Origin of the sequence: Pedobacter sp. AK017, from assembly GCF_014200825.1 — a bacterium.
Taxonomy (GTDB): Bacteria; Bacteroidota; Bacteroidia; order Sphingobacteriales; family Sphingobacteriaceae; genus Pedobacter; species Pedobacter heparinus.
The window spans coordinates 106,629-133,522 of sequence record NZ_JACHCW010000010.1; the positions used below are offsets into that span (position 1 = coordinate 106,629).

At 39.5% G+C, this 26,894-nt stretch carries 31 protein-coding genes and 1 pseudogene; 7 read left to right on the top strand and 25 right to left on the bottom strand.

The annotated features are described in order from the left end of the window. Positions 1 to 74: 74 nt before the first annotated feature. From HDC92_RS15510 to HDC92_RS15520, 3 genes are all read right to left on the bottom strand, one after another. Complete coding sequence (locus tag HDC92_RS15510) at positions 75 to 494, bottom strand: hypothetical protein (protein ID WP_183875798.1); 420 nt, start codon at positions 492 to 494, stop codon at positions 75 to 77. A gap of 34 nt (positions 495 to 528) precedes the next feature. Then, positions 529 to 822, bottom strand: a complete 294-nt coding sequence (locus HDC92_RS15515; RefSeq protein ID WP_183875800.1) for a hypothetical protein — start codon at positions 820 to 822, stop codon at positions 529 to 531. Between the two features lie 121 nt (positions 823 to 943). Next, positions 944 to 1,996: a sensor histidine kinase gene (locus HDC92_RS15520; RefSeq protein WP_183875802.1), complete on the bottom strand. Its 1,053-nt coding sequence runs from the start codon at positions 1,994 to 1,996 to the stop codon at positions 944 to 946. 82 nt (positions 1,997 to 2,078) lie between these two features. Here HDC92_RS15520 and HDC92_RS15525 point away from each other — a divergent pair, with 82 nt between their 5' ends. Beyond that, positions 2,079 to 2,807, top strand: coding sequence for a LytR/AlgR family response regulator transcription factor (locus HDC92_RS15525; protein WP_015808963.1), 729 nt, complete (start codon positions 2,079 to 2,081; stop codon positions 2,805 to 2,807). Here HDC92_RS15525 and HDC92_RS15530 read toward each other — a convergent pair. Beyond that, entirely contained in the window at positions 2,804 to 3,286 is a 483-nt protein-coding gene (locus HDC92_RS15530; protein WP_183875804.1) for a lipocalin family protein, read from the bottom strand. The two genes, HDC92_RS15525 and HDC92_RS15530, sit on opposite strands and share 4 nt — an antisense overlap. A 212-nt stretch (positions 3,287 to 3,498) precedes the next feature. Here HDC92_RS15530 and HDC92_RS15535 point away from each other — a divergent pair, with 212 nt between their 5' ends. Together HDC92_RS15535 and HDC92_RS15540 are read left to right on the top strand one after the other, a co-directional pair. Next, on the top strand, positions 3,499 to 4,059 hold the full coding sequence (locus HDC92_RS15535; RefSeq protein ID WP_255484548.1) for a TetR/AcrR family transcriptional regulator: 561 nt from the start codon (positions 3,499 to 3,501) through the stop codon (positions 4,057 to 4,059). Between the two features lie 50 nt (positions 4,060 to 4,109). Continuing rightward, on the top strand, positions 4,110 to 5,012 hold the full coding sequence (locus tag HDC92_RS15540) for an NAD(P)/FAD-dependent oxidoreductase (protein ID WP_183875808.1): 903 nt from the start codon (positions 4,110 to 4,112) through the stop codon (positions 5,010 to 5,012). A gap of 45 nt (positions 5,013 to 5,057) precedes the next feature. Here HDC92_RS15540 and HDC92_RS15545 read toward each other — a convergent pair whose 3' ends face one another. From HDC92_RS15545 to HDC92_RS15645, 21 genes are all read right to left on the bottom strand, one after another. Then, a complete protein-coding gene (locus HDC92_RS15545) occupies positions 5,058 to 5,696 on the bottom strand; it encodes a DUF6266 family protein (protein WP_183875810.1) in 639 nt (212 codons plus the stop codon). A 10-nt stretch (positions 5,697 to 5,706) separates the two neighbouring features. Next, positions 5,707 to 6,336, bottom strand: coding sequence for a DUF6266 family protein (locus HDC92_RS15550; RefSeq protein WP_183875812.1), 630 nt, complete (start codon positions 6,334 to 6,336; stop codon positions 5,707 to 5,709). Between the two features lie 42 nt (positions 6,337 to 6,378). Then, on the bottom strand, positions 6,379 to 7,023 hold the full coding sequence (locus tag HDC92_RS15555) for a DUF6266 family protein (RefSeq protein WP_183875814.1): 645 nt from the start codon (positions 7,021 to 7,023) through the stop codon (positions 6,379 to 6,381). A gap of 93 nt (positions 7,024 to 7,116) precedes the next feature. Next, positions 7,117 to 7,473 (bottom strand): hypothetical protein, encoded by a 357-nt coding sequence (locus HDC92_RS15560; RefSeq protein WP_183875816.1) that lies wholly within the window; start codon positions 7,471 to 7,473, stop codon positions 7,117 to 7,119. Between the two features lie 74 nt (positions 7,474 to 7,547). Next, entirely contained in the window at positions 7,548 to 7,826 is a 279-nt protein-coding gene (locus HDC92_RS25380) for a type II toxin-antitoxin system RelE/ParE family toxin (protein ID WP_183875818.1), read from the bottom strand. After that, positions 7,826 to 8,092, bottom strand: a complete 267-nt coding sequence (locus HDC92_RS15570) for a hypothetical protein (RefSeq protein WP_183875820.1) — start codon at positions 8,090 to 8,092, stop codon at positions 7,826 to 7,828. Before HDC92_RS15570 ends, HDC92_RS25380 begins: the two co-directional genes overlap by 1 nt. A gap of 198 nt (positions 8,093 to 8,290) precedes the next feature. Continuing rightward, positions 8,291 to 9,337 (bottom strand): hypothetical protein, encoded by a 1,047-nt coding sequence (locus HDC92_RS15575; RefSeq protein ID WP_183875822.1) that lies wholly within the window; start codon positions 9,335 to 9,337, stop codon positions 8,291 to 8,293. 95 nt (positions 9,338 to 9,432) lie between these two features. After that, positions 9,433 to 9,693, bottom strand: a complete 261-nt coding sequence (locus HDC92_RS15580) for a hypothetical protein (RefSeq protein WP_183875824.1) — start codon at positions 9,691 to 9,693, stop codon at positions 9,433 to 9,435. An 83-nt stretch (positions 9,694 to 9,776) separates the two neighbouring features. Next, positions 9,777 to 10,352 carry a MauE/DoxX family redox-associated membrane protein gene (locus HDC92_RS15585; protein WP_183875826.1) on the bottom strand — a complete coding sequence of 192 codons (576 nt, stop codon included), beginning with the start codon at positions 10,350 to 10,352 and terminating at the stop codon, positions 9,777 to 9,779. Between the two features lie 47 nt (positions 10,353 to 10,399). After that, positions 10,400 to 11,011 (bottom strand): Crp/Fnr family transcriptional regulator, encoded by a 612-nt coding sequence (locus tag HDC92_RS15590; protein ID WP_183875828.1) that lies wholly within the window; start codon positions 11,009 to 11,011, stop codon positions 10,400 to 10,402. Between the two features lie 239 nt (positions 11,012 to 11,250). Continuing rightward, on the bottom strand, positions 11,251 to 11,787 hold the full coding sequence (locus tag HDC92_RS15595) for an ORF6N domain-containing protein (RefSeq protein WP_183875830.1): 537 nt from the start codon (positions 11,785 to 11,787) through the stop codon (positions 11,251 to 11,253). Positions 11,788 to 12,032: 245 nt separating this feature from the next. Beyond that, a complete protein-coding gene (locus HDC92_RS15600) occupies positions 12,033 to 13,088 on the bottom strand; it encodes an IS110 family transposase (RefSeq protein ID WP_183875832.1) in 1,056 nt (351 codons plus the stop codon). Between the two features lie 382 nt (positions 13,089 to 13,470). Further along, entirely contained in the window at positions 13,471 to 13,887 is a 417-nt protein-coding gene (locus HDC92_RS15605) for a hypothetical protein (RefSeq protein ID WP_183875834.1), read from the bottom strand. After that, positions 13,888 to 14,190, bottom strand: a complete 303-nt coding sequence (locus HDC92_RS15610) for a hypothetical protein (protein WP_183875836.1) — start codon at positions 14,188 to 14,190, stop codon at positions 13,888 to 13,890. It abuts the gene before it with no gap. Positions 14,191 to 14,336: 146 nt separating this feature from the next. Then, complete coding sequence (locus HDC92_RS15615; protein ID WP_183875838.1) at positions 14,337 to 14,660, bottom strand: helix-turn-helix domain-containing protein; 324 nt, start codon at positions 14,658 to 14,660, stop codon at positions 14,337 to 14,339. An 86-nt stretch (positions 14,661 to 14,746) separates the two neighbouring features. Next, on the bottom strand, positions 14,747 to 15,208 hold the full coding sequence (locus tag HDC92_RS15620) for a protein-disulfide reductase DsbD domain-containing protein (RefSeq protein ID WP_183875840.1): 462 nt from the start codon (positions 15,206 to 15,208) through the stop codon (positions 14,747 to 14,749). 2 nt (positions 15,209 to 15,210) lie between these two features. After that, entirely contained in the window at positions 15,211 to 16,560 is a 1,350-nt protein-coding gene (locus HDC92_RS15625) for a TlpA family protein disulfide reductase (RefSeq protein ID WP_183875842.1), read from the bottom strand. Positions 16,561 to 16,680: 120 nt separating this feature from the next. Then, on the bottom strand, positions 16,681 to 17,733 hold the full coding sequence (locus HDC92_RS15630; RefSeq protein ID WP_183875844.1) for a TlpA family protein disulfide reductase: 1,053 nt from the start codon (positions 17,731 to 17,733) through the stop codon (positions 16,681 to 16,683). A gap of 26 nt (positions 17,734 to 17,759) precedes the next feature. Next, the gene (locus tag HDC92_RS15635) at positions 17,760 to 19,166 is read right to left on the bottom strand and encodes a RagB/SusD family nutrient uptake outer membrane protein (protein ID WP_183875846.1); all 1,407 of its coding nucleotides are present in this window, start codon (positions 19,164 to 19,166) and stop codon (positions 17,760 to 17,762) included. A 1-nt stretch (position 19,167) separates the two neighbouring features. After that, positions 19,168 to 22,782, bottom strand: coding sequence for a SusC/RagA family TonB-linked outer membrane protein (locus HDC92_RS15640; RefSeq protein WP_183875848.1), 3,615 nt, complete (start codon positions 22,780 to 22,782; stop codon positions 19,168 to 19,170). Between the two features lie 234 nt (positions 22,783 to 23,016). Then, positions 23,017 to 24,186: a FecR family protein gene (locus tag HDC92_RS15645; protein WP_183875850.1), complete on the bottom strand. Its 1,170-nt coding sequence runs from the start codon at positions 24,184 to 24,186 to the stop codon at positions 23,017 to 23,019. Positions 24,187 to 24,369: 183 nt separating this feature from the next. On the opposite strand from HDC92_RS15645, the gene HDC92_RS15650 reads away from it, so the two are divergent. From HDC92_RS15650 to arsB, 4 genes and pseudogenes are all read left to right on the top strand, one after another. Further along, on the top strand, positions 24,370 to 24,699 hold the full coding sequence (locus tag HDC92_RS15650; RefSeq protein ID WP_015808953.1) for an ArsR/SmtB family transcription factor: 330 nt from the start codon (positions 24,370 to 24,372) through the stop codon (positions 24,697 to 24,699). 39 nt (positions 24,700 to 24,738) lie between these two features. Further along, entirely contained in the window at positions 24,739 to 25,308 is a 570-nt protein-coding gene (locus tag HDC92_RS15655) for a DUF6428 family protein (protein ID WP_183875852.1), read from the top strand. Between the two features lie 28 nt (positions 25,309 to 25,336). Continuing rightward, positions 25,337 to 25,756: an arsenate reductase ArsC gene (locus HDC92_RS15660; protein WP_183875854.1), complete on the top strand. Its 420-nt coding sequence runs from the start codon at positions 25,337 to 25,339 to the stop codon at positions 25,754 to 25,756. 1 nt (position 25,757) lies between these two features. Next, a pseudogene (arsB, locus tag HDC92_RS15665) lies at positions 25,758 to 26,821 on the top strand (ACR3 family arsenite efflux transporter). Positions 26,822 to 26,894 lie beyond the last annotated feature (73 nt).

Below are 26,894 nucleotides of genomic sequence, written 5' to 3' on the forward strand. Positions count from 1 at the left end.
GGCAATTCTGAAAGAGCCATCCCTGGTAGTGATGTTTACGTAGTTATAAAACGGAGGCCAGGTTTATCGGAGCGTTACGTCTTTTTATTTTCAATAGCCTTTAGGAGTTCCCTGATATCTGCTTCTTCCAGACCGTTACCATCAGTTATTTTCCAGAACATGGTTTGTATGGTGTTGTAGGGTTTCATCCATTCGGGTTCTACATAATCAGGGTCATAAACATCCAAAGGATTTTGATGCCTTGTAAGATTTAAGTGGGGTTTATCCTCTAATAATGACAAAAACTTTAAAACTTCGGCATTGCTGGTAACTACATACGGGATATGAGTACCCTTTCCAATAACATAATTACGGGTATCTGGTTCTTGATTATCCTCCCAGGGTAAACCTTTAGAAGAATTCATGCATGCAACACCTAAATATACAGTTATAGTGTCCTTTTTACCACCAGGTCCTCTTCCATTAGGTGGCACATTAATTCTTACCCTACCCATTAACATCCCATTTTGAATCCTACTAGGTGCAACATTAAGCATTACCAACATAAAAAGTATTCATGTTGCCATGTAGTTTACTTAAATCAGGGTCAAATGGATGATCAGGTCTTGATACAAACCTTAATCCTTTTGGTAGTTCAAATGGAATGCCTTCTGGCATATCATCACTCTTACCAAAACCCGGCAAATTGCTAACACTACCAATATTGGTAAAATTAAGTTCTTCTTCTTCAATGGGCAGTTCTTTTTTCTTGCTGCATGAGGTAAAAGCAGCTACTACCAGCAAAAGCAACACCATATTGCCATATAAAATTGTTTTTTTCATGCTGGCAAATGTATATCAGCAAAACATCGGGCAGTTTTTTTTTCTGTCAAATGCAATAACAGGCGATAAAAAGTGTAAAAAGCCAGTCTAATCTCTTTTAACAACCAACAGGGCAATTCTGCTAACCTGGAATGCAAAAGTGAATCCTCAGTCCGCCTTTATCGTTTATGGAAACCTGTAGTTTCTCCGCAAATTGATTTTCCAGCCTTTTGGCGGTATTCTTTACACCCACACCCTTACCCAGAAACAGATCCTCCGGGTTTCCCACATACGGGCTTCCGGTGTTTTCAATATAGATCCCGACTTTCTTACTTTCCCGAATGCAGCTGATGATTACGCTTCCCCCTTCTATTGATGGCTCAATGCCATGTTTAATCGCATTTTCAACAAAAGGCTGAAGTAGCATTGGAGGAATTAAAATCTCAGCTGTTCCTTCGGTGCCTTCGATCGAAAAAGCCAGCCTTTTTCCAAATCTACCTTGCTCTAAGGAAAGATAGGTATGCATAAAGTCCAATTCCTGTGACAAGGGAACCAGGTCCTGCTGTGTGGACTGGAGCGCATAACGAAAGGTATCTGCCAGCCGGGCAATGAGCACCCGGCTATGTTCCTGCTCGCCAGGCAGAGATGCGCTGATGCTATTGAGGGTATTAAATAGAAAATGGGGCTGGATTTGTGCTTTTAACGCATTGATTTCTCCTTTGAATGCCAGCTCCCTGAGTTCCTGTTCACGAAGTTGCTGCGCCTCACGTTCACGAAAAAACAAATCAATATGTAAGGAGCTGAAAACCTGAATATAAAAAAGCAAATTAGGACCGATATTCTGGAAAAACTGGTTTCGGTTCATTGTTGGTAATCCGACCATAGGATTATATAAGTAATACAGGCCAGCCCAAATGCCATAATAAAGAAAAGCTGTAAGGATATGCAGGGCAAACCTCGTTTTCATTGGCAGATGGACCAGCTTACGAAAGTGCAGCCACCAAATCGGAAGACATGCAATAGTCATCATCAGGCAATCTACACCTGTTTCCAAAAGAAAAGCAGCGCTAAACCCTTGTGAAAACAACCGGGGTGTTCCATACAAAATGCTCATGACCAGCAAAACGAAGATGAACAGCGCAATCTCTCGTGTAGTGGTACGTTCAGAACGTTGTATTGGCTGATGATGTTTCATTATACAATTTTAGTGATTATTAATTTATATCATTCTGTTGTATCTTAGCCTTAATAATTTTAAATCCATAAAACAAAGGTAGATGTCAAGGAAATCTGTTTTGGTGATAGATGATGAAGATCACGGCAGAGTATTAGTTAAACAGTATTTAGAACCATATGCTGATTTTTTTGTTGCCGGCGAATGTTCTAATGGTATCGAAGCGGTTAAGTTTATCAATATGCTGGAACCGGACCTGATATTTCTCGACATCCAAATGCCCGGGGCCAACGGCTTCGAAGTTTTGCAAAGAATTGACCACGTGCCCGACGTGATATTTACTACCGCATTTGACAAATATGCGATCAGGGCTTTTGAAATCAACGTGATCGATTACCTGCTGAAACCCTATACAAAGGAGCGTTTTGATCAGACCATGGCTCGCCTGAAGAGCAAACCTGCCGCTCTTCCCCAACTCGCCATGGGCACATTTTCCAGTCCGCATAGCTATCCTGAACGGATCATGGTAGAGCATCAAAAACGCTTTAAAAACATTTCTGTTCATGATATCATGTACCTTAAAGCCGATGGCGATTACACCAGGATATATACTGAAGAAACGTCTTTTTTAAGTTCGTTTGGAATAAGTGTGATTGCTCAAAAATTTGATCCGGCTAAATTTGTAAGAATTCACCGATCTGTCATTATCAATTTAGACTATGTACAGGAGTTGTACCGGGATATTGGAAAAACCTACTTAGTATTAGATAATGGGCTCGAATTTAATATAGGCAGGAGCTACCTCCCTGTTATTAAGAGTTTTATTGTTTAATTATATACTGCGGTCATTAGGTGCGAGGTGCCATTGGTCGCTTTCCAGGTATACGTTACCACGAAGCGGTTGCCACTGGATTCAACAACATTAAGTACCTGGGCATCGTTATCTTCTTTTATTGTTAGTTTTTTACTGGCTTTGTCATAGGACCAGCTCCCGGTCTCCTTCTCCTGCTCATCGTCCTGGTCGCATTTCAGTTTCCCGGCATTGCGCACAATGGTATTGTCATTTCGCAACAACAGCAGATCGTCTTTTTCACAATCTTCCATCTTAGCCAAAATATCCGTTTCCTTTTTTCCATCTACATCCCAATCTATTGCTGGTGCCACAGAGAGACTATGCAGTTTCCATGATTTGCCTGTAAAAGAAGCAGACTGTTTAATGCCATTTGCATCCGAAGGGGTACAGGATATGTAAAGTATGGTAACAGCCATTGTTATCATGTAAAAAAATACAGTATTAACATTGTGTTTCATCTGAGAATAATTTAAAATATGAGATAAATAGTTAAATAATTTGTATTGCCAAAGATATTTCGACTATTGATTTTTTAACGGAAAATTCGATGGGCGACCTCTGGGAAAGCTAAATGCTTGTTAAGTCAAGTTGAACGGCAGCTGGATACCATAATCGGTGTGAAATATCGAATGTCTCACATTTGAGAAATATGTCGTATATTGCAGCCATAATGAATCCTACAGATACGCAACAGAAAATCATAGACGCAGCTATAGCGATCTTTAACGAAGACTTTTCTGCTCCTCTTGAAAAAGTAGCGGAAAAAGCTGCGATCACCCGAAGAACATTACACCGTTATTTTAAAGACAGAAATGATCTGGTCATGCTTTGCGAAAGAGATATGCAATTTAAATGCAGAAAATCGATGGCAGAGGCAATGAACAGCTCCACCGTGCCTTTAGTGCAGCTGGAAAACATGCTGCATGCCGGAATAAACTGTGGTGCAAAGTATTCCTTTTTTAATAAAATCCACAGCAGGCACGAGCATCACCATAACACTGAAAATGAAGCCTGTGCCGAATACGATGCCATGTATGAGAACTATAAAAACATCATATTTCTGCTGCAGGAAAACGGACAGATCAGCAGACATCTCACTGTAGAATGGATATTAACCCTTTTTAGCAGCGTGATCAATGCAGCAGTTCAGGCAGAATCTGCAGGCTCAATTGCCCGAAACAGCGTCAAAAAATTTGCCTGGTATTCCTTCAGCAAAGGAATCGGGATATAAAAAAATTTGCACAATCATGTCTCATTTATGAGACATTAAAATTTATACATATGATCACTAAAAACTTTGACGTCATCATCATCGGAGGTAGTTATGCCGGTTTATCCGCGGCCCTCTCCCTCGGCAGAGCCATCAGAAAAGTATTGGTTATTGACAGTGGAAAGCCCTGCAACCGCCATACCCCTCATTCTCACAATTTCCTTACACAAGATGGAAAAACACCCGCTGCTATTGCAGAAATTGGAAAGGAACAAGTCCTGCAATACCCAACAACACAGTTCATGGATGCACAGGTTACAGCAGTAAAAAGAGAGAAAGAACAGTTTCTCGTATCCACCTCCGGCCATCAAGATCTTACCGCAAAAAAAGTGCTGTTTGCAACTGGAGTAAAAGATCTGATGCCAAATATCGAATCCTTTGATGATTGCTGGGGAATCTCAGCTATACATTGCCCATATTGTCATGGGTACGAATATAAAGGGCAAAAAACGGGTTTACTAGCCAATGGCGACATCGCCTTTGAATTCAGTCATCTGCTCCACAACTGGACAGACCAGCTAACTATTTTCACCAATGGCCCATCCACCATTACAGCAGCACAGGCAGATCAGCTTGCACTTAAGAACATATTTATAGTAGAAAAGAAGATCAGAAAGTTCCAGCATCTCAAGGGTTATATTCAGTCCGTGAGATTTAATGATGGAAGCACCTTTCAGCTCGATGCTATCTATGCAAAACTCCTATTCGAACAACACTGCCTGATTCCTGAGCATCTCGGGTGTGAAATTAATGAACAAGGATATATCCAAATAGATGAATTCCAAAGAACCTCCGTACCGGGCATATATGCTGCAGGCGACAATACCACAGGCATGCGCTCTGTCGCATCCGCTGTCGCTGCCGGAACAAAAGCCGGTGCTTTTATAAACCACGATCTGATCTCCGGAAAATAACTATGTGTGCAAAATCTCTCTTGCTGTCAGGTTAACTGCTAACCTTTACTGGTTAAAACTGCCCAGATAAGTGCTATCCGCAATATTGTTTCTGTCTTCCGCTATAAAAGAGATATAAACCTCCATATATTCGGTAAGCAAACCAGGCCGTAGCTGCAGCACATCTTCACAGGCTGATCTTTTTGCACCATATAAATTAAATACGGCCTCTTTTAAATTGGGGAAATAGGCCAGCATCATCACCTGGTCATTTTCAAAGGGCCAGGCAAATTCAGTAGGGCAGATCCAGGTAAATTTCAAGCCTTCCGGTAGCTGTTCAACCGCTGGGCTTATGACACCTGTAAGACTACCCTGAGTAAGCAATACCGATGGATAATCCATTTCGATATTGGGGTAAAGCCCCTTTAATGCCTGTTTCTTGTTATAAGAAACCGCCATATTATAAGCCCCTTTGTTTGTCCCTTGGGCTTTTATTTTAAAACCAATATTCACAAATTCCGTAATCCGCTTTAAAAAGCCATTTATTACAGCAATTTGCTGTCTGCAATTCAATTGTGCCTCAGTTGCTGGCTTGGCAGTTTTACCAAGAGTACGTACCACCTGTTTGCCATTAATTTCGTAAAATACAAGGTTTCCTATTTTACCACTGTAATTACCTGCTATTCCATTTTTTAAAATTGCCATGCTGTTATTTTTAAATTGTTCCTAAAAATTTACTGTCACTTACTACTTTTCCATTTGCACTGCTAAAACTCATAAACACATACATTTCATTACCTTCAAAATTCTGCGGTATGGCTATTCTGTAGCCCAAAGCCGATCTTTCAGTACTGCCTGTATGTATTATAATCTCAATTTTTCCAGGGCAATACACCAAAAAGCTGGCCCTGTCCGTATGCTGGTTAAACCGTTGCTGCACATCAGGCTGCCAGTTAATGATCAAAGTATTGGTTTCCAAACTAACCGAAGGGCTATTTGGCCCGGCCAGGCTACCTCTACTAAAAACCAGCTTACTGTAATCTATACTATAATTTGGCGAAGTCCCCGTAATAATGCGTTTAAAATTGTACTTCACTGCTGTATTAAAGCTGTTCTTTTTACCATCAGGGTCTTTAAAACCTATAGCTATTAAGCACTTTAACCATTTCAAAAACCCAATCACCAGGTCAAACTTCAGCCGCTGATCTATTTGCGCTGCTGTTCTTGGTTTTGTATGCTTACGCGGAAATGCAGCTATTATACTTTTGCCTTTCACTTTACGGCCAACCAATGGCCCGGTTCTGCCTTCAAAACCACCAAATATTCCTTGTCTGATTATTCCCATAACGTTTTTTTTAAAAAGGGTGCCCGCAGGCACCCTCAAAAATTACACAACCGTAAACTCCCCTACATAAAAGGAATCACTTGCCATTTTACCATTGGCTGCTACAAACGATATCCAGCAGTGCACATCATCACCGCTAAAATCCCCTGGTACCAGCAAACTGTAGGTCAGTGCCGACCGGGCCGCTGCATTGGTCAATACCACAAACTGGTCTTTCGATGGATTGTATACCACCAGTGTAGCCATGTCCGTTGGCCCTCCAATTCCGGTAGCCAAAGTAGCCAGCCAGCTGTACTGAATGGTGGCGGCAACAGCAGTAAGGATCTCTGCATCGTAAGCCTTACTCAGCTGCCCTTTGCTGTAGGCAAACTTTTCATAGTCTATGGTATAGTTTGGTGCTACACCCGTTACTGCTTTAGCATAATTGTCCACAAAAGCTGCATTAAACGCAGTCTGCTTCTCCTTATGCGCATTCTGGTAACCGATCCTGATCAGCGGGGTCAACCGCCGCTGAAAGTCGATTACCGTTTTAAACTTGGCCCTTGCATTCAGCTGCGGAATTGTAGGCGGATTTTGTGAAGGGTGGGGGATAGCTGTAATCACGTTCTGCCCATTGACATAATGCCCTACCAGCGCACCGGTTTTTTTCTGGAAACCACCAAAGGCTCCCCAAATTTGAATTCCCATAATTTCTATTTTTTAATGGGTTCATTGACGTTTGCAACCTTTTTTAGCTGTGGTTAGCAACGATATCATCAGCCCGGCATCGTGCCAGTTTTTTTAAAAGAAGTGCGGCAGTTTCGCTAGCATCCTATCTACTGCTGCCCGGAACTCCTTTGCCGTGCCCTGCCAGCTAAACTTCAGCTGCGCTTTAAACCAGAGCTCCAGTTTTACCACCTCCTGTACAAAACAACAGATTAACCTGCGTTCCAGGCCATCGGCACTCCGTAAAGTATAAGCATAGTTTTGTGCGGCTCCGGTATCCATGGCTGCGCTCAACAGTTTCATTTCGCCTGCAAAGTGCAGTACTTCTATTAAGTTAAAGAGCTTACAGGGTTTGCCCGTACTTTTAAAAACCAGGCAAGCCTGCCGGTCTTTCATCTTGTAAATGCTAAGCAACAATTCATTATTGCCCATTATGTTTAAACGTTAATTTCAATTGAAGGCCCGATCAATCCGGCACCTTCGCTTTTGCAGATTACAAAAGCAACTCACAACAGAGGTTCCTGTCTGTTATCCCAGAAAAACAACAGCCCTATGTGCTCCTGATGTACTTCATAAAACAAGCTTGATTGTGGCACAATTACAGCCTTTCTTATATTCGGAAATTTTGTTTCAGGAAACATATGGGGCATTAAGGAAACAGACCTTAATAATTTTTTAGTTTTTCTTATAAAACTGGCAGCAGATTGAGTACCCCAATTGTTTAAGATATGCATATAAATTGCATCAAACGTCTCCTCTGCTTCAGGAGCCCAAATTACCTGCATTACCGACTTCTGTATTTTTTAAATACTTCCTCCGAAGTTTTGCCAAGTCCTTTTTTTAGCTGAACCTGTCCTCTTTTAATCCCCTCAACTACATGTTTTGGCAGTTCTTCTTTGTCTGAATTATCAGCCGAATTTTTTGCCGCTGCAGTTTCTATAAGCTTATTTAATGCAGTTAAATAGTCTTTATCAGAGATAGCCATGAGCTTATCAATTATAGCATTCCTTAAATGATCTATAGACGATGGCATAATCAATTGGTATTTCATCAAATTTCGTTATTTAAGTTTAAAAATCCTATTATCTGCACCCTGCTAAAGCAAAGCTAAACAAAAGAGATTGATTAATCAAAAAGAAATTTAATTAATTTATTATCACATAATACTGATGCAATATTCAAAATTTTGCACCAAATCGTAAATCAAAGAACTATCCCACAGCCCCTTCCGGGAAATCGACCATAATAATTACTCCGGCAATTCCAGCGCATACCTGGTCAGGTATTGCCCTGCCACTGCATACAAGCTGTTTCCCAATACCTTAAAACTGCTTATGGGTACATCCTTATATTTGGGCAGGTAAAAGGAATAACAGTAAACCTGTTTCTCCAGATCATACGCATCAATTGCCGCACTTTTCCTGAACAAGGTCAGATCCTCGTCCTTACCCATCAGTTTAGATTGCACAAACAAATATTTGCCCTGGTTTGAACAGTTTGCATTCACCATCAAGGTTGGCGAGGCAAAAGTGAAAGACTTTTCAGCACGCAGCTGGTCTACCTTAAAGCGGGCCGAATCAATCGGGTCTATGGTCTTTATTTTCTTCACCAGGTTCAGGTTCGTGTCTATCAGCAAGATCTCGTTGCGGTAATGGTACACATAGGTCAGCATGTGCAGCTGCCGGTTATACCTCAGCATGCCATCCGTACAAAACAGACCATCTACCTGCTTTTCAAATATGCCGGTATTGCTCATGCTTTCTCCCCGCACACTCACTTTGCGCAAACTATTCGCCCGGGTATCCGTGTCTATAAAACGGAAAACTATCGTTTGTATACCCAAAGGCTGTAGCTGTGCAAAGTATGGTGCTTTTATATTATAAACTGCTGCCTTCCAAACACCAATACTGCCTTTCAGGATGCTGCGTTCCAATCCATTGTACAGGTAAAAAGAACCGGAATCTACATAAGCCTTATAGCTGCCCTTTAACTTTACCTCCTGCCTGTTCAGCTCAAGGTTAATGCTTACCGTATCCTTTAACAAAGGCCCAACCTTCAGCAAATGGCCTATGGCCGTTCCGCTGGCCAGGTAAACCGAACTTCCAGCCTCACCGGCCAGGTAATACGAATTGTATTTTATATCGATGGCCTTATGGCCTTTAACCACTCCAAGCAGGTTCCTTTTAAAGTTATAGGTAGCTGCACGCTGTTTAAGCGCATAGCGGATAGTCAGATACAGGATAGGTAAAGATGAAAGTACAGCAACAGCAACAAGTAAGTAGAGAAATTTTTTCATAGGCTAATGGATTATGGGATATAAACGCTAGGTTTGGAATAAACAGCCCGCTAATGCGGCGGGCCGTTTAAGGATGTCAAACTAAATTGGGAGATCTAGTTTTGTCTGTACAGTGGAATGGTACAAAGCCCAGTCTCTGTATCCTGCAGGTAAGCATCGCCTCCGGCCAGCAGCTGGCAGGCATTCTGGGTAAAGTTTACATCACAGGTGCCAATTACATTGCCCGGGGTAGTACATTCACCCTGGTCGTTGTAAGGCGATCCCAGTAAAACACTTGTTGTTGGTTTTGCCGTGGCAAATACAGTGCTTGCGACACATACGGCCGCAATAACGAATGTGAAAAATTGTTTTTTCATTTTTTTTGAATGATAAGATTAATGCCTACTCTGTTTCAATCAGGTTTTTCAGCTTCCACCTGTTCAACGCGCATTGAATATTTTTAACACACCTCGTCGTCATGCCTAAAGCGGTCGTCCTTAACACACCGCGTCATCCCGAGGGAAGCGCAGCGACGAGGGATCTCTTGAACTATGCCTAAACAAGAGATCTCTCCCTGCGGTTCGAGATGACGTGACATACCAGCATCACGAAACGGGCGGTAAAACCCCAGCCACAACCCTAATACCCCCAACCCCACAAACCCTACATTAAACCACAAATGCTCAGACCATTGCATCTGCTCCAAAACACCACCACAATGGCAAACCGGCCTGTCACTGAACTTCAAAATCGCAATGATGTACAAGCTAAACATGATCATCAAGCCATAGCTGGCCCAAAGGGCCGGCAATAAAGTCCGTCTAAAAGCCAAACCTGCAGCAATCAAAATCTCAACCGCAGGGATACACAAGGCAACCAGCAAAGTAAAATCCGAAAGTATAGGCGACTGCCCCAGCTGCACCTTAAACTTTTGAAAGTCCCAAACTTTGCTAAATGCTGCATATAAAAACAGCACCATAAATAGATACCTAATTGCGCCAAGTCCCAGCCTATACCAAAATTGTTTTGTATTCATACCCAAATGTAAAGGCTAACAGATGCTACAAAAAGTAAGATATATTACTATTTTCCAGCTTTTAAACCGTTTAAATATTCACGACTAAAGCCCAGATAACTGGCAATGTGTTTTTGCGGAAAATACTGTTCAATGCCCTGGCCAAATATTCCTTTAAAGGCTTCATAACATGCTTTTGCAGGCAATTTTAGCATTTCCATTTTTTCCTGCCCATCCTTTTGTCCGTCGGCCAGTATGTTATTGGCCAGCGTTAAAGCTTCCGGTGCCGATAGCTGCAGCAGGTTAAAATTTTCCCGGGTAAAAGGTACTATTACTGCATCTTTAGTTATTTCCAGGTAACAATTACCAGGCTGCCCTTCAAAAAAAGCAGTCGGGTCCAGCATAATCTTTCCGGGCTTAAAAAAGTCTATGGTACGTTCAAAGGGCAGGCCTTCCTTGTCGTACAAAATCTTATACGCACGTCCATAACCCGTATCCAGCCAAAAGGCCGTTTGTAAAATGTCACCAGGTTTTGCAAGCAATAATAGTTTAGGTAAAGTATCGGCATTAAGCATGGGTATAATGCCTGCACTAAATGCAGCAGTCAGTTCCGTTTGCATTTTACTTTTCAGGTAGGCCAATAGCCTGCCAACCGGGGTCCCGGCATTTTCGGTGTTCATAGGGTAGATGTTTGAGTGGTTAATTAAGAGATTAATTCAAATAATGGCTAACATTCTTTAATGGATTTAATACGTGTTTCGCCCCTTGAAAAGCTGGTATAAGAAATGCAAAAAGCCGCTAACAGCGGCTTGCATCATTAAAACACCATGCTCGGCAAAAGCAAAAGGAAGTTTTCTAGTCCCTCCCCAACTTGAAGTCGCAAATTTCGATATCAAAGATTGACCATCCTGAGACTCTTTTAAACTTCTTTATGGCCTACTTTAAATCCAATTTGTCCCTTTGGTCCATCTACTTTATCCATAAATTTATTTAAATAAGTAAATAACACTTCTATCTTTTGATCTTGCTTCATCAATCTTTTTTCAACCTGTTCTACCAGAATGGAAATATCTTTATGCAACAACACCATTTCTCTAAGCAATACAAACATTTCGATAATACGAATACTCATCTTTATAGCGCTTTTACCTTTAAGCACATTTGAAAGCATTAACACACCATATTCGGTAAAAACCCTTGGGAATGCCCCTCCCAATATCTGTTTTGATGGTATCACATTTTGTGATACCATTTCATCAACCTCTTCTGATGTCAATTGAAACATGAACTTTTCTGGAAAGCGATCCAGATTACGTTTTACTGCTTGATTTAATGCTCTTGTTTCAACACCATAAAGTTCAGCCAAGTCTCTATCAAGCATTACCTTTTCACTTCTTATTTGAAAAATTTTACTCAAAACGAGTTCATCCGGTAGTCCTACAGTTTTCTCTGTCATAATAGCTTTTCAGTCAGTGATGCAAATCTAATCAAACCTATCAATATTAATAATTAATTAATTTAATATCTTAATTATCACAAAACGCTGCCGTTTTTTCCAAAATATTGTATTAAATCCACTAAATCAAAGAACTTTTCCAGCCGCGTCGCCGCTATAATTTACTGGCTGTTTTATCAAAATTTTGAGCACTTTACAGCTTTAAAACTGCTTCCCAAATCCGGAAGGGGTAATATTTTGTACGCCTAAATATCATTTCCCTCTTCCTCAGCAGGTTTCATCCAATTGTTTACATAGGTTTTTTCATATTTCCTGTTTTGCTTAACACAGGTAAAAATCCGGAGAATGATCTTATATCTTAGCGCATTAAGCACAGACATCTTAGGCTTCTTTTCTACCTCTGTTTTGCGTAAATAGTAGGCGGTAAGATCATTATTACCCCTTATTGTACCAACCGCACAAGTGTGCAACAGGGCTTTCATCTTTTTATTGGCAATGTGCGATACCCTGCGCCTTGAAATTGCCACGCCAGATTCTCGCGGAAAAGGCGCTACCCCTGCATAACATGCAAATTTCTTGGGGTTGCTAATGTCTCGAAACTCATTGGTGCAAATCAGGATCTGGGTTGCTGTAACCGGGCCAACATGATCAACCGATACAATGATGTCCCGAAGGCGACTCAATTCCTCATCTTCATTAATCAGCTTCAGCATTAAATCATCTACCGCTTTCAGATCAACTTTTAATGCGGCGATGCTATTGTTACATAGCTGCATGCTTTGGTTAGAAATCTTCTTTTTAATAAAAGTAGATTCTTCCTTCAGTGAAATTGTTATGCCGCCCAGGTAGTTCATTAATCTGGTGCGTAAGGCACTCAATTTAGCCAGTTCATTTAAAACCGGCCTTCTAGGGTGCCATAGGCGCAGTGTTTCCCTGTTTTTATAAGCATAATGGGCAATCCTGATGGCATCAACTTTGTCGTTTTTCCCACGTACCAATCCCATTGTTTTCATAATCTGGGCCGGTGGTTCCTGCACAATGTTTGCTTTCATTTTATGTAACACTTCCAGCAAGTGGTTACAATAAAAGCCCGTGTTTTCCATGCAAAAAATTGTTTTGCTCATCGTAAAACCCTTCAATGCTTTTAGCTCAAGTACAAACTGTTTGATAAAAGGGGTGTTGTTTTCAATCTCGTTATGAAAAAGTAACTGTTTACCCCGCATTACAGCATAATCCAGTTTATTCCTGGATACATCTATACCTACAAACCAGGTATATTTTTTTTCCTTTGTTGTTTCCATAGTATTAAAATTAAAGGGGATTCTTTCATCGGATAGGTCTTAAACCTGGAACGAAGCATATTCCTCCCCTTTATATTTTCAATTATTTTATAAATGATGAGATATTATATCTTTCATTAAGTCTTTACTTGCGATGCAGATTAATTCGATCTCATCATTGTGTGTATTTAAATAAAAGGGGATTCTTTCAACGGATAGGTCTTAAACCTGGAACGCCGCATATTCCTCCCTTTTATGTATCTTCGATATTATTTATAATGAGATATTGTATCATTTGTTAAGCATTAAACTTGTGATGTAGAGTAATTCGATCTCATCAGTATTAATTCCATTATATCAAAGAACTTTCCCAGCTGTTCCTGGCTAGGGTTTTATCAGTAACCTATTCTTCCAGTTCGGTGATAAAGCCAACCACATCCATTACTACGGCGTAGTAAACCAGGTCTTCAGGGTCCTTTTCCGGTTCAACGGTAACCAGTATCGCAAAGGCCAGTTCCATAGCCTTTACCAGCTCTCCGCTTTGCTGGTATTCCCTGGCCCGCCGCATCAGCACTGTGCTTACTTCTCTTATCCCTTCTTTTGCCATTTCATTTAACTCACCCCAGCGCTGCTGATAAATGATCAGCCCTTTCAGCAGGCAAACCGTTTCCGCGTAACTAAAGTCTAAAAAACGGAATATCATTTTGTGCAGCAAGATCCGGTCGTCCATGGCATATTCATACAGGGTAAACAAATGCCCTTTTTCCGGCAATTCTGCAAGTACCTTTTCCAAAGCAGCAATGTATGGCAGTATGTTCATTTATTTCGTCGTTCCCTTCATGATATGATATCCTGCTGTGCCGCCAATCAGCCAGGCAAACAACATGTTCAGGTCAATTTCCATCACATCATCCAGCAACTGAACTTCCATTTCCGCTAAAAAAGCATCCAGGGCAAACTCTGCCATCATCTGTATTTCGCGAAGCGCTCCTGCTGTATTTTTCAATGTGGTAGATACCACTACGATGTTATCACCATGCAGGTCAATCTCAACACCGTCGGCAGTTATAAACTGGTTGGCGTTTGCCCAGAAACGGGCCAGTAAAATATTTTTATCAATCATAAGTTCAATTTGTTATACACTTTATCATAATTTTTCTGCCTGTATTTCCAATATTTTGATGAACCTCAACTTAAAAAAACCGGGAGTTGCTTACACTCCCGGCTCCATTATAAACCCACCCGTTTATGAAAGGAGAGACGTTAATTTTACCTTTGTTCAAAACAAGCCAGCAATCTTCTCTGCAAGCCCATCACTTCTATATTGGTCAACCTCAATTTCTCTTTCAGCTCCTCGTTCTCCTGGTGCAACACAGCTTCTTCTTCGTCAAGCAACCAGCAAACCTTTACCTTCAGTATAGCAGCCAACTGCTTTAACCGCACCACTGTAATTTCCGTCTGTGCACATTCTATCTTCGAATAGGCCGGCACAGAAATGTCCAGCTGCGCTGCCATATCGCTCTGTGTCCAGCCCCTGTTTTTCCGCAAAGCCCTCAGCTTTTGGCTGATGTTGATATCGAACATGATCATCATTCATTTTTTTTAAGAAGCCGGAACAGCACGCTCATTTACTGCTCCGGGCATTCTTAGCTTAACCACCTAGAGAGTGTTAATCCAGGTTATTTCAATTCTATTTTAAAGGGAATTTCCTCAGGTGGAAGACATTGTGAATCATCACATGCCATGAATTCAACTGTTCCTGATAAGCTTGTCTTCACCACAGGCTTCTTCACTTTCACTACCTGCACAAACGTTACTGTACCATCATAACTCCACACATCCACTCCAAATTCGTTTGAATGCTCCTTATGCAGCTTACCTACTTCAGTAGTTTTTCCTCCCAATAGCACCAAAAGATTCTTTGCAAAAGTCACTTTCGTAGCTGAAGGCCCACCGTCTGGCGTACTATGACTGTAAATATGCCAGCCCTTCTCTACCTTCGCAGTCATACTCACCTTATACATTCCAACCTTCCTTTTTAATGGCACAGCCGAAAAACTCCACTTTACAGGTTTTAGAATCTGAGCTTGAATAGTAACTGATAATAGTAGTAATCCAATTATTAAACTTATTTTTCTCATATTTATTCAGCCTTACTAATCATAATACAATCAATTACTCTTTGTTCTTCCTTTAATCCTAGCCCATATTTTTTAAGTTGGGCTCGTACAATGTTAAAATCGTTAAGTTTACTGTCAAATTCCAGATCAACGTTGTTTGTATAATTTGTTTCATCAATTACTTTAACAGGTTCTTGCCGCCATGATAATCCTCCTTCAATTAAATTGGCGATCTTTCCCATTGGGAAATTTATATAACTTGTTCCTTTATTGAAACCATTACTCTTAAAATTCTCTACGCTATTTGATCTTTCTTTTGTTTTGATCCTGTCTATACTGTCAATTCTATATAATATCAAACACTTAGTCAATTGTTTGACCACTTCGATATTGATCCTAAAAAACCTTTGTACATCTTGTCTAAGACATTGTCTTAAGTAATCTTCATTATATTTTCTTCCTTCAGGTAGGTTCAACTCGTAACAATAAGAATTTTGCTGAAGCCATTGGTCATATTCATCATCATTTTTTGGGACTAAGTATTTCTTTAAATCTTCTGTTTCAAAAATAAGTTTAGGATGATTTTCATGATATAATCCCCAATAATAGCCCAAAAAATCTATTAGAGTTAAGTTGATCCTCCTTATTCCAGGATTTTCAGGCCCTAAGTTTAGTTTTCCAAGGGAACTTTCAGAATATTCTACTCTACCTGTAAATAGCGAATTATACAACACTTTTTTAAAACTTCCACCATTTCCCTGAACCAATAATGATGTATCAATTGGATAGTATTTATCCATAGCATTTTTGGGCTTATCCATGATAAAGTTTAGAGTTTTTCCATCTATGAATTCCTGAATATTTCTTTCTGTAGCGTTCATTGGGTTTGTGATGGCTTTAATTACTCCATCCTTATCTATCCAAATATGAGTTGGATAAGTACCAACCAAGTTTTTAAACAATGGAGTATCGGCCTGAAGTGCTAACGGGAGAGATGTTATCGTCTTCAGAATTGAAGAGGTTTTCTTCAATTTTTTATAATCGTATAAGTTATTTAGTCCAAAACCGATAATTTGAATTTTGCCTTTAAATCTGTCTTGTAACTCTTGCATGTGTGGCATTCCCTGTATACATGCGCTACATTGAACATGCCATAAATCCAAAATTACGGGCCGACCAATAAAGTCAGATAATTTTGCGCTATTTCCAGGGTAGTTTACCATAGTATGAAAGATAATCTCAGGCATCCTGGCACCAATTCTTAGAGGAAATTCCGTCTGGTTCTGTGCAAACGCATTGACCATACCCAATATTAGTATTAAACCTATTAGATATGTAATTCTCTTTGCAAGCTTTCTAATGTATATCTTCATACTCTTTTTTTACAACTGGCTAGTCCATGACATTAGATCTTCTTATTAATGTTTACAATACTGTATAAAGTAAAAATCAATATATCTACTATCATTTGTTTAGGTCTCATTAGTTTATAATTATCGTTGTTTGTCACTCAGCAATTCTTCAATTATTTCATAAAGATTATCGCTTAAATTTTTGTCCTTAAATTGTCTAATTTGCTCAACCTTTATTGAACTGATCAATTCTGATTGTATAATTTTGCCCTCTTGATTTATCAATAAATAACCAGGGACAGCCACTAGTCCAAAAATTTCCTTAGCCGCGTTTTGCAAATTATCAATACCATTTAACCATTTCACATTGTCTTCGGACATAGCTTTCTTCCAGGCAGATTCGCTTTCATCTATCGATACCCCTACAATATTGAATCCTTTACTTTCGAACGCTTCATAGACCTTAATCAGACTGGGTGACGCAGTTCTACAGGGGCCACACCAACTTGCCCAGAAATCAATTAACGTATATTTATACTTGCTGGCACAACTATTAATAGAAATACTTTGACCGTCAGAACTTTTTATCTTGAAATCGGGAATTCTACCCAATTGTTGAGCTATGTTGATTACTTTAGCTTGATCAATTCTTTTCTTTAAGACTCTCCCCCAATAACTATTTTTGGAGTCATTTGACAAACGATCAAAGGATTCTTCAAGATCAGTTTTAATTATATAAGCTGTAAACAGAGAATTCAAATGAGAATTTATATACTTCATTTTCATTGCTTCACGTTGCTCAGGTGGAGTTCTATCTTGCAATACTTTAAAGTCCATCCAATCGTCATGAGCATTTGAGCCTCTTAAAATTAAATTTCCAAAGTCATTCAGTTTTCCGCATAAAGTCAATTTCGAATTAACCAACCAAAGGGCATTGCTATGTATATTGAGTATATTCGAATCCAGTTTTAGAAAATAAAAGTTGGCACTGCCTTTTATATATCCATTTAACTTAAATTTTGAATTAGCGCTCTTAGCAATAGCTAAAGTATCTTTTTCTCGTGATACCAGGTATATTGTGGTACCATCTTTAACACCCTCGATATCTCCAAACAATTCAAATCCCTTACTCTGAGCATTGATATTGTTGTGTATCGATAAAAATATCGCTAATAGTTTTATTATTTTTATCATTATATAGTATTTAATAATCAATCAACTTACCATCCGGGATTCTGCTGCATGGTTGATCTTTGAATTGCTTCGGCTGGAAAGGGAAATGTATATCGCAAACTAGTTGGTTCCAAAGTATATTGTTTATTGTCAATTGTTCTCGTCAGTGTTACTGCAAATCTTGGTTCCTGGTTTAATCGACGAATATCTGTCCAACGTACCCCCCTTAATATCAATTGCTTTTTTCTCTCAATAAATATTTTCCTTAAAGCATCAGTCTCGTCCAAAGCAATCCTATCTGTATATGTTGAAGATCCATCAGAATTTTTGGCCCATCTTGTACGCACTAAATCATTCAAATCTTTCATGGCTAAATTTACATTCCCAGTCCTGGCATAGCACTCTGCCCTAATCAGATAGATTTCATCCGTTGCAACTCCTGAGAAAACATCGGCTGCTGCACTCCCATAAGTACCTTTAAACTGAATACCCGCAGTGCCTAATTTGAAAAATATTTTTTTACGTAGATCATTCAGATCAAAGCTATCATACAAGTCTTGATTAATTAAATATTGAGTAGTAACCTGAGAAAAACGTGCTAGAAAATCTATAAAAGCAACTTCTTTATTGATGCCTATGTAATTTGCCGATTGCGAAATTGTAGAATAGTCCAATAATTCATTCTTGATCTTAAGGTAATCATTTGCATGAATAATTGCATTTTGATAATCGCCCATTGATAAGTATATTTTTGCCAAAATTGCTAAAGCTGCTGATTTAGATGGCCGTGTTAAAACTTCTGGATTATCTGGCAATATTTCCTTTGCTCTTGTTAAATCAGATATAATTTGTTCATATGTTCTTTTAAGCGAAGAGCGTACCGATGGTTCATTGATATCTGTGGACAGTCTCAAAGCCAGTCCTAAATGAGACTGAGCGTCCGAGGGTTTATACACATCAGCAAACACCTGCGCTAAATTGAAGAAGTTAAGCCCTCTATGAAATAAAGCCTGGGCTTTTACTTGTTCCAAACCGGCTTTATCATTATCTGAAGATTTTTGTGCTTCATCCAAAATAATATTCATTTTTAGGATATATGCATACGGAACGGAGTAAATGCTAGAATACTCTGATCTGCTTTCAAATGGCTGTATTGTCGTCCAGGTATAGGCGTTTTGCATATAATAGTAACTTGAAGGCCCCATTGCTATGTAATTTGCAATGGTATAATAATGCCCATCTGATGCAATTTCACCTAAAACAAGTGCGTAATTGGAATTTAAACTTGGGTTATCCAACATACTCTGAAAATCCCTAACAGTTGAGGGAATAGCCAATTTCTTATCCTGTTTAACTTCCAGCCAATCCTCTTTACAGCTTTGCAGCGAGCAGGTGATTACTGATAGCGTTAGTATAGCTATTTGTAACGCCTTGATATCATTTATTTTTTTCATTTCATTTATAATTTAAATTCAAACCGAATGCAATTGAGCGAGATGTGGGAACCTGATTATAGTAAAAATCCGGATCTATACCCCTATCATTCCGTCGCCAAAGAATTCCAAGATTATTTGCATTTATAAAAAACGAGGCGTTATTAAATGGCAGCCCTTTAATATTCTTTTTATTTAATTCATAACTTAGACGAATGTCTTGTAAACGTATATGATCTCCCCTTTCTACCAATGCATCTGATTTACTATAAAAATCGTAGCGACCATCTGGATTTTCTGGAAATGACGGCACATTAGTTTTTAATTCGTCGCCCGGCTTCTGCCAACGCAGTGCATAATCTCCATGCCCACTCCAATTAGACTGAATAGTATTAAAATCTATAGAAGGTCTTAAAAAATAATAACCTAGCTTATAGATAATATTGAACGAAAATGAAAGCTCTTTATAAGAAAATGTATTTATTATATTACCAAAAAATGGAGCACTTGTTCGGCCATAATAAACTAAATCCTCTGGTTTCGTATTAGATTCATTTCCAATGTACCCTGTAACTGTAGTAAAAGGCACAATTTTGCCCCCAACCATACCTAATGGGTCTCCAGTTGTATGATCTAATCCTGCCCATTTATAGGCATATAAATTTCCAATGGGTTTGCCTTCAATTAGATTTGTGCCACCACCAACATAATTGTTCCCATCCTTTAGAATTTTTGGATCTTGATAATAGCTTATTACTTTATTCGTATTGTAGCTAAAAAAAATATTTGAAATAAGCCTGAAGTTCCCACTTCTAATTGTGGAATTAAGATTTAAATCAATACCGTTTCCTTTTAAACTGGCAACATTTCCATTATAAGTATAATTAAGCCCGCTTGTTACGTCAGGAACAATTGGCCCAATTAAATCAGTCGCCTTTTTGCTATAATATTCAAATGAACCATTTAATCTATTGTCGAAAAATCCAAAGTCAATCGCAAAATTAATTGTCTTCACTTTTTCCCAGGTAAGTCCAGGATTCGGTGGACTATTCAGATCGGAATATTGTTTAAAGTTATTATATCTACTAAATCCATTCCGATAGTTAATTGTAGCTCTTGAAGTAGTTGTATTATCTAAATTTCCGTTAAACCCGAAGGTAGCTCTGAGCTTTAAAGAAGATATTGTCTTTGACGTAAAAATTCCTTCTTTATTAATATCCCAGCCAATTCCCACAGACCATAATGGAACTTTCTTTAAATTAGTTTTAACACCAAAAAAATTACTTGCATCTATCCTTCCGCTAGCGGTAAAGATATATTTATTGAAAACAGTATAACCAATATTTGTGTAATAACTAAGGTAATGGTTAATGTTTCCTGTAGAACTATTTCCATCAGGAATTGTTCCACTATTTAACGGTCTTAGTGTATAATCTGTATTATAATCCATGTTTGATGCGAAACCAAGCGTAAGAGGATCATAACCATATTTTCTACTAACATTAAAATCGTATTCAGACTCTCTTATATCCGTTCCCAGTATAGCCGAGATTGTGTGTATATTCCAGCTTTGATCTAAACTTAATTGCCCTCTTAAGTTATATGCAGTTTGTTTGATATTTCCCAAATCAAGAATTCCATTAAGAGGCACAGGATATTTAGATTGACCAGTTGCATCTATAAACATGAATTGATTTATGAGATTTCTTGCCAAATAAGTTTTATCACTATGATAATTATTAATGTCAGAAATCGAACGCTCATATTGGCCAGTTAAATCCAATTTTAGTCCTTGAATAATGGAATACTTTATTCCACCTCCCAATCGAATATTAAAAAGTTTCCCACTATTATCATTATGTTGTATTTCCTCAATCGGTTTATAATGCCAGTCTAACAGACCATTGGTATTTAAAGTATCTATATAGTTCTGTCTAAATAAATTAACACCTGAATACGGAGCATGCAGAGGCACTCCATAATCGTCTGCCAGCATAGTATAAGGTGCTATCTGACTAGTACCGTTGGCTAGGTAGTTAACATAATTAATTCCATTATTTTGAGTTCTATTTTGTGTGTAATTTATATAAGTGTTTAATTCTAAATTTTTAATTGGTCTGTATGAATTATCTAGTTTCACTGATAGCCGATCATATAGATTACCTATTGTAGACTCAATGTTTTTATCATAGCCAACAGAACCATAGTAATTCATATTTTCTCCACCGCCATCTATACTTAAACTGTATTGCTGGTTGATTGATTTACGCAATAAGTATTCATTAATATCGTCACGGACATCATGCTCACTTAACTCTTTTAATTTCAAATCTGCTGCTTCTTGATTGATATCTCCTCTTCTTTCAGCCAACAAAATTTCAGTAGCAGGAGAAACAACTGGAAAGTAGTGAAAAGAAGGATAAAGATCATCGTAATCATTATAAACACCTTTTTCAAAGAGTTTTTTTTCATAATCAATAACATCTGCGGAAGACATTGTATTTATTTTCGCTAAATCAGGCCGCTCTGTTATATTCACCGTACTCCTAAATTGCACATTTGTTTTTTGATTAAATTTCCCTTTTTTTGTAGTTATAACGATGACTCCATTCGCCGACCGTGCTCCCCAAATACTTGCTGCTGCAGCATCACGGAGAATAGTAATTGTTTCTATATCATTAGGATTGATATTTTCAATCATTAGTTGAAAGAAACCATTCCCCTCTTCATAAGGAAAACCGTCTACTACAATTAGAGGCTTTTGATTAGCATTAATTGTACTCAAACCTCTGATCGATATATCTGATCCATTTAATCCATCAGACGCCTGCGTTTTTACGCTGCTTGTTAAATACTTAATTCTATCTAATATATTGGTAGAAACACCGCGGTTAATCGTTTCATTGTCAATCTGTACGAATGATCCCGTCGCCCTTTCCTTATTCAACTCCTGATAACCCGTATTATACACCACCTTCACCTCCTCCAATTCCCCAGTCGCCACATTCAACTTAATCTCCAAAGGCATCACCGCATCCTTCAACGCAATCTCCAAAGTCTTAAAACCAACATAACTCACCTGCAACACTGCACCCTCATCAACACCTTTAATTTCAAACTCTCCGTTCTGGTTAGTATTCGTGACAGCACTTCTCCCTTTTACCCGGATACTCGCGTTTGGGAGTGGTTTCCCATCCTGGTCGGTAACCTTTCCTTTAATCGTAAGATCTTTCACGATGTTCGAGATGACGGCATTCAGCTTGTCGAGTAGGGAAGGGGCTTTTTCCTTCACCGTAATTGTACTTTCATTAATCGTATAACTTAAGGGTTGGTTTTCAAAAATTAGCTCAAGTACATCCTGGAAATCCGCATTGTTTACTTTAATATCAACTGGTTTAGCTAATTTTAAAACACTCTCTGTGTATAAAAAAATATAGCCACTTTGCGATTTAAGCTCTTTTAAAACTGTTTTTAAAGGGGCCTTTGATTTAACCATACTAATTTTCTGTGCAAAACCAGCTGCGCCGACCTGCATGATTGTAGCTATTAATATCACGGTGGTTAATCGCATAATAAGCCATATTTTATAGAGATACCCATCAGGTATATCCCAATTATTGGTATAAATTTTATACATTAGTATTCAGTTTGGTTTAGCAGTTGTCTTACGTTTTCGAAGACCATGACAACCGCAGTAAAACAGTCAATAATTTATTATAGGCAGAATCAAACAGCAACCAGGGGTGCTACACTTCTGGTTGTTTTTTTACACCCATCTAAGGATCATTTCTGTAGTAGAATCTCATCATTCTGGTTTTAGTTTGGTTAATTATTAGTTGATTGTATTGGTTTATTTAATTATTCATTCGCATTATTTGCTTACATAAATTTTCCTGCCCTCAATTTTAAAGTGGACCTTACCTGTAGATTCCAATGATTTTAACACCTTTGAAACATTGTCAAATCTGGATACCCCACCTCCAAACTTTTCATCGGTAATTTCCCCTGTATATACCACATCTACATTATACCAGCGTTCAACCATCTTCATAATGGTTTGGATATTTTCGCTTTCAAACATAAACTGGCTGTTTTTCCAGGCCACAACCTGTTCTATATCTACTGGTTTAATGCTTATGCTTCGGTTTTCAGTAACAAGGGATTGCTGGTTGGGTTTAAGAACAACGGCTTCGCCCTCCTGTCCGTCCTGTCTACGATAGGAGAGGGGCCCGTTCTTTTCGCTCCGCTTCCCACGGGATAACGAGACGCGCACAGATCCTTCCAACAAGGTGGTTTTAATTGCCCCTTCATCCTTATAGGCACTAATGTTAAAATGCGTACCCAGTACGGTTACCAGCTGCCCGTCGCTTTCTACAACAAATGGCTTTTGTTTATTTTTAGCCGCCTCAAAATATGCCTCACCGTATAGTAGCAATATTTTGCGTTCCTTACCAATAAATTGTGAAGGGAAAGAAATTTTTGTATCAGCATTTAGCCAGACATGGCTGCCATCGGGCAAGGTAAGCTGGTACATGCCCCCACGTGGGGTGCTCATTACCACCTCATCCCGGCCTTCGCCTGGATACCCGTGTTCTACAGCAGTACCGTCATTGTAGCTTAGTTTATCCGCATTAACAATTACCCCGGTTTTAACATCGCTCAGGATTATGGTTTTACCATTGGCAAGGGTAAGGGTTGCGGTGTTTTTACCCGGGGCAATGTCGTTTGTATAACTAGCAGATCCTGAACCAGGTTCAGAATGACGCGGTGCTTTAAAAAAGAACAGCCCAAAAACAATCGCTGCTACCGCAGCGGCAGCAATTGCAATACCTGGCCATAAGGTTTTTCTAGCCGGCTCAGCATTTAGATTAAGGTTGTTCCAAACCTCGTCTTTCATTTTTTGAAACTGTTCCTCAGTAATATCCTTATTGTAAGGTTTATTTAAATGGCTATAGGCACGCTCAACCAATGATTTTTCTTCGGGTGTACAGTTGCCCGAAAAATATCTGTCTAATAACTCATTTACTTCTTTATTGTCCATATTACATTACCCTGTATGGGCCTTGCATCTATAAGAACCTTAAACATGCCTTTGGTATTAGATAATTATTAAAAAAATGTTAATTATGTGATTTACATCTTTTAGTGGCGGGTTTTATAATAAGAATATTTCACAAAAACTTGCAGCAATGAAATAAATATCGTAATATTGCGATATAGAACTATGGGACTTACGAAATCAGAAATATTCACCGACGAGCAGAACCAGCTGTCCACATTGCTAAAAGCAATGGCACATCCCGCTCGAATTGCTATCCTACAGCAGATCATTTCAGCGAATGCCTGTATTTGTAGTGATCTGGTAGAAGAACTGGGCTTAGCTCAAGCCACCATTTCCCAGCACTTAAAAGAACTGAAAAACGCAGGGATCATACAGGGCACCATTGAAGGGGTCACGGTTTGTTACTGCATCAATCCTAAGACCTGGAAATTACTGGAAACTCAGCTTGGTACCTTTTTAGGATCGTACAAAGGTGAAACGCCCTGCTGCTGACCTTTTTTTTATTCATATCAATCGTAAAATTGCAATATTATGGAAACTACAGAACTGACCAACTGGCAAACCTTTAAAGCCACATTAGAACAACATCCGGAGCTAAACTTACAGTTCCAGTATGCAGAAGGTAAATGGGTAGATGCATCTTATCACATCACCGAAATCAAGCAGGCACCTATCGTATCTGTGGATTGTGGTGGAAAAATGAATACCTGGGCGGAGATCATTGTACAGCTTTGGGAACCATCAGTACAAGACAGTGAAAGAGCAATGCAGGTCAGTAAAGCCTTGTCTATCGTAAAAATCGTGGAAAAATCATTACCGCTTAATCCACTTGGAACAGTAAAAATTGAGTTTGGGAACTCCCAGTTTGATACCCGTCAGATGTACCCTGGTGAATTCATCATCGAAGGAGATAACTTAATCGTAAACCTGATCCCTGATTTCACGCAGTGCAAAGCCATCGGACGTGGTGCAAGTTGCGGAACAACCGACTCAGGGGAAGAATGTTGCGCACCAGCTGCAAAGAGCGAAAAGCCAAAATTACAGATGGTAAACCTGGTGGTTGAAGCACAAACTTGTGAACCTGGCTCCGGCTGCTGTTAATACCAATCACCAAACTTTAACTACAAATATGAAAAGAGTACTCGTATTATGTACCGGCAACAGTTGCCGCAGTCAGATTGCAGAAGGATATCTGAGGCACTTCGCAGGTGATGCCGCTGAGATCTACAGCGCAGGAATCGAAACACATGGCGTAAACCCAAAGGCCATCGAAATTATGAAAAGAGACGGTATTGATATATCCGGCCATACTTCCAACAAGGTGAATGAATACACAGGAATAGAGTTTGACTATGTGATCACCGTTTGTGACAATGCAAAAGAAAGCTGCCCTTACTTCCCAACCAATGCCGTTAAGCTGCACTACAACTTTCCTGACCCGGCAAAAGCCAAAGGAAACGACGAGGAAGTTATGGAACAGTTTAGGGAAGTTCGCGAAATGATCCGAAAGTATGCCCAGAACTTTGTTAACGAAAACCTGAAGACCTAACATGTCACTGAATCACTGCGCTCCGGTAAATCAGCGCAAGAAGCTAAGCTTTTTGGATCGTTATCTTACACTATGGATATTCCTGGCGATGGCTGCCGGTGTCGGTATCGGTTACTTTGTACCGTCCTCCGCAGGATTCATTAACTCATTTTCGAGCGGCACGACCAACGTGCCGCTTGCTATTGGCCTGATACTGATGATGTACCCGCCACTTGCCAAAGTTCGGTATGAAAAGATGGGTGAAGTCTTTCGCAATACTAAAGTGCTGGGTACTTCTCTTTTCCTGAACTGGGTTGTTGGGCCGGTGCTGATGTTTATTCTGGCAGTTACTTTTCTGCACAATTACCCAGAATATATGATTGGGCTGATCTTGATTGGCCTTGCCCGTTGTATTGCGATGGTAGTTGTTTGGAATGAACTTGCCGAAGGCAATAGGGAGTATGCCGCCGGGCTTATTGCCTTGAACAGCATCTTCCAGGTATTGCTCTATAGCGTTTATGCCTATCTTTTTATAACTGTATTGCCACCGATGTTTGGCATCAAGCGACTGGATGTGAAAATTACCATTGGAGAGATTGCTAAAAGTGTCGGTCTGTATCTTGGTGTTCCTTTTGCGGCTGGCGTAGTCAGCAGGTTCGCTTTAATCAAACTCAAAGGTGAGAGCTGGTTCCAGCAGAAGTTTATTCCCTTCGTTTCCCCAACACTCTGATTGCGTTGGTCTTTACCATTGTGGTCATGTTCAGCCTGAAAGGTGAGCTTATTGTGCAAATGCCAATGGATGTAGTGCGGATTGCAATACCTCTGGTAATCTATTTTGCGCTGATGTTCCTTATCAGCTTTTTTGCAGGAGAGAAAATGGGTGCCGATTACTCCCAAAGTGCTTCGATTGCCTTTACCGCTGCCGGTAATAACTTTGAACTGGCGATTGCGGTCGCTATCGGCGTGTTCGGAATCAACTCAGGTCAGGCATTCGTAGGAGTCATCGGCCCCCTGGTAGAAGTACCAGCGTTGATTGCACTCGTTAATCTCGCATTCTGGTTCCGCAAAAAATACTTTTCAAACTGATCTTGCCGAGCCACCGCGACGTAATTTACATCTTACGATGGCTCGTCGTCAAATTTGGTGGTATGATAAATTT

Bases quoted from the DNA above. Each gene is read 5' to 3' on its own strand.
- HDC92_RS15555 (WP_183875814.1), bottom strand. From the start codon at position 7,023: ATGGGAATTCAAATTTGGGGAGCCTTTGGTGGTTTCCAGAAAAAAACC.
- HDC92_RS25380 (WP_183875818.1), bottom strand. From the start codon at position 7,826: ATGCAGGTAATTTGGGCTCCTGAAGCAGAGGAGACGTTTGATGCAATT.
- HDC92_RS15595 (WP_183875830.1), bottom strand. From the start codon at position 11,787: ATGACAGAGAAAACTGTAGGACTACCGGATGAACTCGTTTTGAGTAAA.
- HDC92_RS15625 (WP_183875842.1), bottom strand. From the start codon at position 16,560: ATGAAGATATACATTAGAAAGCTTGCAAAGAGAATTACATATCTAATA.
- HDC92_RS15610 (WP_183875836.1), bottom strand. From the start codon at position 14,190: ATGATTGATAAAAATATTTTACTGGCCCGTTTCTGGGCAAACGCCAAC.
- HDC92_RS15630 (WP_183875844.1), bottom strand. From the start codon at position 17,733: ATGATAAAAATAATAAAACTATTAGCGATATTTTTATCGATACACAAC.
- HDC92_RS15525 (WP_015808963.1), top strand. From the start codon at position 2,079: ATGTCAAGGAAATCTGTTTTGGTGATAGATGATGAAGATCACGGCAGA.
- HDC92_RS15515 (WP_183875800.1), bottom strand. From the start codon at position 822: ATGAAAAAAACAATTTTATATGGCAATATGGTGTTGCTTTTGCTGGTA.
- HDC92_RS15580 (WP_183875824.1), bottom strand. From the start codon at position 9,693: ATGAAAAAACAATTTTTCACATTCGTTATTGCGGCCGTATGTGTCGCA.
- HDC92_RS15575 (WP_183875822.1), bottom strand. From the start codon at position 9,337: ATGAAAAAATTTCTCTACTTACTTGTTGCTGTTGCTGTACTTTCATCT.
- HDC92_RS15660 (WP_183875854.1), top strand. From the start codon at position 25,337: ATGAAAAGAGTACTCGTATTATGTACCGGCAACAGTTGCCGCAGTCAG.
- HDC92_RS15650 (WP_015808953.1), top strand. From the start codon at position 24,370: ATGGGACTTACGAAATCAGAAATATTCACCGACGAGCAGAACCAGCTG.
- HDC92_RS15550 (WP_183875812.1), bottom strand. From the start codon at position 6,336: ATGGGAATAATCAGACAAGGAATATTTGGTGGTTTTGAAGGCAGAACC.
- HDC92_RS15645 (WP_183875850.1), bottom strand. From the start codon at position 24,186: ATGGACAATAAAGAAGTAAATGAGTTATTAGACAGATATTTTTCGGGC.
- HDC92_RS15615 (WP_183875838.1), bottom strand. From the start codon at position 14,660: ATGATGATCATGTTCGATATCAACATCAGCCAAAAGCTGAGGGCTTTG.
- HDC92_RS15590 (WP_183875828.1), bottom strand. From the start codon at position 11,011: ATGAACACCGAAAATGCCGGGACCCCGGTTGGCAGGCTATTGGCCTAC.
- HDC92_RS15605 (WP_183875834.1), bottom strand. From the start codon at position 13,887: ATGAACATACTGCCATACATTGCTGCTTTGGAAAAGGTACTTGCAGAA.
- HDC92_RS15620 (WP_183875840.1), bottom strand. From the start codon at position 15,208: ATGAGAAAAATAAGTTTAATAATTGGATTACTACTATTATCAGTTACT.
- HDC92_RS15530 (WP_183875804.1), bottom strand. From the start codon at position 3,286: ATGAAACACAATGTTAATACTGTATTTTTTTACATGATAACAATGGCT.
- HDC92_RS15540 (WP_183875808.1), top strand. From the start codon at position 4,110: ATGATCACTAAAAACTTTGACGTCATCATCATCGGAGGTAGTTATGCC.
- HDC92_RS15545 (WP_183875810.1), bottom strand. From the start codon at position 5,696: ATGGCAATTTTAAAAAATGGAATAGCAGGTAATTACAGTGGTAAAATA.
- HDC92_RS15600 (WP_183875832.1), bottom strand. From the start codon at position 13,088: ATGGAAACAACAAAGGAAAAAAAATATACCTGGTTTGTAGGTATAGAT.
- HDC92_RS15535 (WP_255484548.1), top strand. From the start codon at position 3,499: ATGAATCCTACAGATACGCAACAGAAAATCATAGACGCAGCTATAGCG.
- HDC92_RS15520 (WP_183875802.1), bottom strand. From the start codon at position 1,996: ATGAAACATCATCAGCCAATACAACGTTCTGAACGTACCACTACACGA.
- HDC92_RS15640 (WP_183875848.1), bottom strand. From the start codon at position 22,782: ATGTATAAAATTTATACCAATAATTGGGATATACCTGATGGGTATCTC.
- HDC92_RS15510 (WP_183875798.1), bottom strand. From the start codon at position 494: ATGGGTAGGGTAAGAATTAATGTGCCACCTAATGGAAGAGGACCTGGT.
- HDC92_RS15570 (WP_183875820.1), bottom strand. From the start codon at position 8,092: ATGAAATACCAATTGATTATGCCATCGTCTATAGATCATTTAAGGAAT.
- HDC92_RS15585 (WP_183875826.1), bottom strand. From the start codon at position 10,352: ATGAATACAAAACAATTTTGGTATAGGCTGGGACTTGGCGCAATTAGG.
- HDC92_RS15635 (WP_183875846.1), bottom strand. From the start codon at position 19,166: ATGAAAAAAATAAATGATATCAAGGCGTTACAAATAGCTATACTAACG.
- HDC92_RS15655 (WP_183875852.1), top strand. From the start codon at position 24,739: ATGGAAACTACAGAACTGACCAACTGGCAAACCTTTAAAGCCACATTA.
- HDC92_RS15560 (WP_183875816.1), bottom strand. From the start codon at position 7,473: ATGGGCAATAATGAATTGTTGCTTAGCATTTACAAGATGAAAGACCGG.